Origin of the sequence: Acinetobacter sp. WCHAc060033 (genome assembly GCF_004209125.1) — a bacterium.
In the GTDB taxonomy this organism is placed as follows: Bacteria; Pseudomonadota; Gammaproteobacteria; order Pseudomonadales; family Moraxellaceae; genus Acinetobacter; species Acinetobacter wuhouensis.
Map to the genome: position 1 here is coordinate 1 of NZ_SGSW01000095.1, position 4,970 is coordinate 4,970.

The 4,970-nt window shown below is 39.2% G+C and carries 6 protein-coding genes and 2 pseudogenes; 3 read left to right on the top strand and 5 right to left on the bottom strand.

Annotation, left to right across the window (positions count from 1 at the left end):
• From EXE10_RS20105 to EXE10_RS20115, 3 genes and pseudogenes are all read left to right on the top strand, one after another.
• Positions 1–73: pseudogene (locus tag EXE10_RS20105) on the top strand (type II toxin-antitoxin system HipA family toxin); the annotation flags it as partial.
• A 286-nt stretch (positions 74–359) separates the two neighbouring features.
• Positions 360–929, top strand: a complete 570-nt coding sequence (locus EXE10_RS20110) for a LexA family protein (protein WP_130114525.1) — start codon at positions 360–362, stop codon at positions 927–929.
• Positions 926–2,224 (top strand): Y-family DNA polymerase, encoded by a 1,299-nt coding sequence (locus EXE10_RS20115; RefSeq protein WP_130114526.1) that lies wholly within the window; start codon positions 926–928, stop codon positions 2,222–2,224. Before EXE10_RS20110 ends, EXE10_RS20115 begins: the two co-directional genes overlap by 4 nt.
• A gap of 145 nt (positions 2,225–2,369) precedes the next feature.
• On the opposite strand, the gene EXE10_RS20120 is transcribed toward EXE10_RS20115, so the two are convergent.
• From EXE10_RS20120 to EXE10_RS20135, 5 genes and pseudogenes are all read right to left on the bottom strand, one after another.
• Positions 2,370–3,311: an IS200/IS605 family accessory protein TnpB-related protein gene (locus EXE10_RS20120; RefSeq protein ID WP_228256872.1), complete on the bottom strand. Its 942-nt coding sequence runs from the start codon at positions 3,309–3,311 to the stop codon at positions 2,370–2,372.
• A gap of 1 nt (position 3,312) precedes the next feature.
• Complete coding sequence (locus EXE10_RS22015) at positions 3,313–3,750, bottom strand: hypothetical protein (protein WP_228152123.1); 438 nt, start codon at positions 3,748–3,750, stop codon at positions 3,313–3,315.
• Between the two features lie 4 nt (positions 3,751–3,754).
• Positions 3,755–4,354, bottom strand: a complete 600-nt coding sequence (locus EXE10_RS20125; RefSeq protein WP_070154048.1) for an IS607 family transposase — start codon at positions 4,352–4,354, stop codon at positions 3,755–3,757.
• Positions 4,354–4,788 (bottom strand): hypothetical protein, encoded by a 435-nt coding sequence (locus tag EXE10_RS20130; RefSeq protein ID WP_130114527.1) that lies wholly within the window; start codon positions 4,786–4,788, stop codon positions 4,354–4,356. The genes EXE10_RS20125 and EXE10_RS20130 overlap by 1 nt, the downstream gene beginning before the upstream one ends.
• A gap of 3 nt (positions 4,789–4,791) precedes the next feature.
• Positions 4,792–4,970, bottom strand: a pseudogene (locus tag EXE10_RS20135) (IS4 family transposase); the annotation flags it as partial.

A 4,970-nucleotide genomic window follows, 5' to 3' on the forward strand; every position in this document is an offset into this window, starting at 1 on the left:
AGGTTATGTGTCGCCTTTTGAGTTTGAAGCAATGTACTATGATAAGATTAACCCGTTAGGTCAGGTGGCTTAACTTAAATAAAAAAGTCTCCGACAAAACCGGTACGGTTCATGATTTTCATAGTGGTTTCCTTTGGTTTGGATTTGCATTAATCGGTTATCCCAAAACACCGCCGAAGGCGGCACTAACTATTCTTCCTCTTGGTTTGACCTCTACGTTGACATAAGTAAAGGTCTGCTCAAAGGAACATCATTTGATGATTCACATCAACCATTCATCGTAATTTCATTGTCTTCGATTAAGCTCATCCCCTATCATTTGATTATGTTACATATTCAATTGTTGGGGAGTGAATTGTATGGTTGGACAACGTGGAGGTAGTCGAGATGGTGCAGGTAGAAAGCCTCTATATGATGAACCTACTAAGGTCATTCGTGTGCCTGAGTCTAGAATTCTTGAAATAAAGAATTACCTAACAGGATCAAATAAAGCCAAGTTCAATGATGTAGCATCTATAACCCTAGTGAATCCAAGCTCTGTAATGAGTATTCCTTTGGCTTCAGAAAAGGTTGCTGCTGGCTTCCCTTCTCCTGCTCAGGACTATATCGATAAGACCCTTGATCTAAACGAGTTTCTTATTCAAAACCAACAGGCAACCTTTATCGTTGAAGTGGAATCCTTATCCATGCGTGATGCAGGGATTGATCTGAATGACAAGCTAATCGTTGACCGTAGTATTGAAGCCAAGCATGGGGATATTGTTCTGGCATTGATTGACAATGATTTTACGATTAAACGTTTGATGATTGAGGGTAATCAATGCTGGTTGCAGGCGGCTAATCCTGATTTTGCTGATATCCATTTGAAAGATAATCAAACCATGCTGATTTGGGGTGTGGTTACCAGTGTGATCAAGAAGTTCAGATGAGCAGTTACGAGCGGATTTATGCCCTGATTGATATTAACAACTGTTATGTCAGTTGTGAGCGGGTATTTAATCCCAGTCTAAACAATAAACCTGTGATTGTGCTCAGCAATAACGATGGCTGTGCTGTGGCAAGAAGTAATGAAGCCAAAGCGCTAGGCATCAAAATGGGCGTTCCTCTCTTTCAAATACAGGATATTGTTCAACAACATCAGGTCGTGGTGTTATCCAGTAACTATGCTTTATATGCTGAAATGTCCAAACGTTTTCATTCAATTTTGGCTAGTTTTGTTGCGCCACATGAACAGGAAATCTATTCAATTGATGAGTGTTTTTTAGACCTGACCAGTTATGCACAAAATTTTGACTTAACCCAGTATGCGCATCACATGAAACAACGATTGTTGGATTGGATTGGCTTACCCGTCTCGATTGGTATCGGGCGTAGTAAAACTGAAGCCAAAATGGCCAACCATCTTGCCAAAAAAAGACAGGGTTTCAAGGGTGTGTGTAACTTACTCAATATGGATTTCCTAGATCAGGAAATGCTTTATTCAGACATTGAGGTCGGTGAAGTTTGGGGCGTTGGTCGTAAGTTGGTAAAAAAACTAAATGCTATGGGAATCTATTCAGTGCTAGATTTAGTGATGCAAGATGCACATCGCATGGCGAGTCTTTTTTCTGTGGTAATGCAAAGAACTGTATTGGAGCTACAAGGCGTTTCTTGCATGCAGTTGGATGATACCCCTCCCCCCAAACAGCAAATCATAGCCAGTCGTTCATTTGGTGAAAAAGTTACCGAGCTAGATGATCTCAAAGAGGCTATGGGCAAATATGTACAGGATGCGGTCATACGTTTACGAGCAGACGCTTCCTTATGTGGATGTGTCATTGCTTTTGTGCAATCGAATCCTTTTGATTCAAAGGTTCCCTATTACAGTAAATCGTTGGCTTTTGAGTTTCCTGAACCGACGGATTGTGTTTTGGATGTAATTAATACAGCCATGCAACTGCTGGAACACATTTATAAATCTGACGTGAAATATAAAAAGTGTGGTGTAATTCTGACGGATTTAATCGCTAAGCAGCGCTTTACTCCTGACCTGCTGACAGACCACGGCCAGCGTGAAAGTAATGAAAGCCTCATGCAGACTTTAGAAGCGGTACAGGCGAGATATGGGAAAACTAAATTAGCTGTTGGCAGCTGCTACTTGCCACAACGAAAGTGGTCCATGAATCGTACCCATTTGACCCAGAACTATTTCAGCTGGCAGGGATTATTAAAGATCAGCCAATAAATTAATTAGCCTCACCTATTTGGTTTAAGTCAGCTTAATGAAGAACTCGACACATAAGCCGACACAGGCTTGATCTTCAGTCAACCATTTAACAACGTAAGTATGTTGTTTGGGATCCATGTAACACCTGTTCCTTAAAATGTAGTCAAACATAGTCAAGGACTAATTCGCACTCTGTTAATGTCCTGTCGCCAAGCGTGTAACTAGAGCCTAAGTCGGTCAGTTCCGACTTGTAGCGGTCAGTCCGTTCTTGCAATATGCGCTTTACGGTTTTGTAAGGCGTATAACGACTAATCTCAGTGTCATTTAATCTTGCAAGTACGTTTCTCGCACCATTCCAATCAGCTTGCACAACCTCCCCATTAAAACGGTGAAAGCGATCTCCTTTACGTGTGCCAATTAGCAGCCCATGTAAAAAAGAATCACATTGCGAAGTATATGCAGCATTAACTAGATGTACCGTAGAACCTCTACGGTGAGATACAGATGTTAGGGCATCAGCTAACAAGCCTTTAACCCATGTATTTAAGCGTCTATTGGTATTTTTACCATAGTTGCGTTTACTTTGAATTGGAGAAGTTAAATCCTCCGCAACAATTAATTTCGCTTTATCAACGAGCTTATGAGTTGCTGTAAAAATAAGTGTTTTTAACTTGGATTTTTGAGCGTCTTGTCGTCTATCCAATTTCTTACGACCCAAGTTATTTAGCTCAATTTGGGCTTTTTTATGAGGTTTATTTTTAGCGATTGCTCTGAGCTTGTTTCTGTTCTTGTATTTTTGATTCAAGTAGTCAGATTCACTTGAAATTAGCTTACCCAAACCTTGACCATACACTTCACCATCAGAATCAACAAAGGCTTCTGAATAACCCTTATCAACACCGATAGTTGCTTGACCGCAATCTTGAGATTCAACGGCATCATAGGTTGAATGAACCTCAATATTGCCGTTTTTAAGAATGATTCTGAGTGTGCCTATTGGTGCAAATTCCATTGTTGTATTCAATGGGATTTTAATCGTTTGGCGAGAAACTAGGCTTGGTACTTTGAGCCAACATTGACCGTTTAACTCAAATGTCTTACACATATCAACGTACAATGATTTGATTGTACGTGTGATTTACACCATGCCTAAAGTGTTTACGCATTTGACGATGCAGGAAATTATCTTCCTGCCATTCGTCTTTTTTAAGCAAGGTATAAAGTCTTTTTAGCTCTTTGTCGCAAGTCGTTCTTTTGCGAATCGCTTGTTTTACTTTCTCTTTTGAAGCCTCACGAAAGGCTTTAATATCACCCATGCAGTCACGTAAGGTTTCTTTCCAGGCATTTGCCGAAACACCGAAGTTACGACCTTCTTTCATCCACGCATCACGAATGGTTCTGTCGCTAATACTTAACCCTGCAATAGCACCATATCTCGCCCAAACTTCACTACGAACATGACCAAGTAATACAGCTTGTTTCTCAAGTTGCTTATACTTTTCCTTGTTCAAGTTTCTACAGTGATGAATGCGTGTTAGCTTCAAAGAGTTATTCCTTACTACTCACTAATTCTTTAACCTTATCTTTGTATTTTCTCAATCCATACAGGCGTGAAGAAAAACAATGAATAATTGCTAATAAATCTTGGGTTACTTCTTCTGTTGGGGAGAGAGATTCTTGATTCATGATAATAATTTTACAACCATGTCTATCAGCAAAGGACTCAAACCATTCAAAACCAAACCGCACCAAGCGATCCTTGTGAGCAAGGATCAGCATTGAAACTTTACCCATTTCAATATCCAAGAAAAGCTTGTTGAATTTTTTCCGGTTGTAATTTAAACCACTACCAATTTCAGACACCCACTCATCAATCGCATACCCATTGGCTGTGCAAAAAGTTTCTAGCGCTGAAACTTGGTTTGCTAAATCAGGTTTTTGAGCTGCGCTCGATACCCTTGAATATACAATTACTGATGATTTATCTTCCGTAGCTTTTATCCCAATATATTCAAGATATTGGTCATGTGTGTAATACCTACGGTTTTTGGGATTTCGACACGCAACCAAAGTACCTTCAGTATCCCATCGCTGTAGTATTTTAACTGATTTTCCAATCATTTCACCAAATTTAGCAGGAGAGTACATTATTCAATCTCCGCTAATTTTTTAAAGTCTTCTAGGCTATAGTCCTTAAATACCGCTTCATCACCATATATTGGCGCATCATTCACTTCATCCCAACCACACAGAGAGCAAGCATAGGGTTCTTGCTCAACACCCAACTGATTAAATCTAAATAAAATATTTTTACAAACATCATGGAGTTCTGAATCTTTATTATAATCAACCACTTCATGAAAAATTAATTCACTGATATTTTCAGCATTTTTTTTATATTTATCAGGCACTTCTAGTCCATATAGTGCAATTAACTCATCTAGTTTTTTTGAACATGCATCACCAAAAAGCTCTTGAAGCTTGTCTGAATATTCCTCACAAGCCATGCCATGCCCTGAAACAAAAGTGCATTTTGATACACCTGTATTTGCATTAATAAATTCCGCCTCTGTACACGACAAATTTCACAGAACCCTTATCCTATCAGGCTTCTGCCTTCTTAAAATTGCCAAAATTTCCTTAAACTCTTCTTTTTTCCCAAAACCAATTAAACGCTGAATCGCCATTTGAACATAGTCTAAACCATAGCGAAATAAACTCATTGAGAGTCGTCCATGCTTCTTTATTTTTATCACTTTTTTTT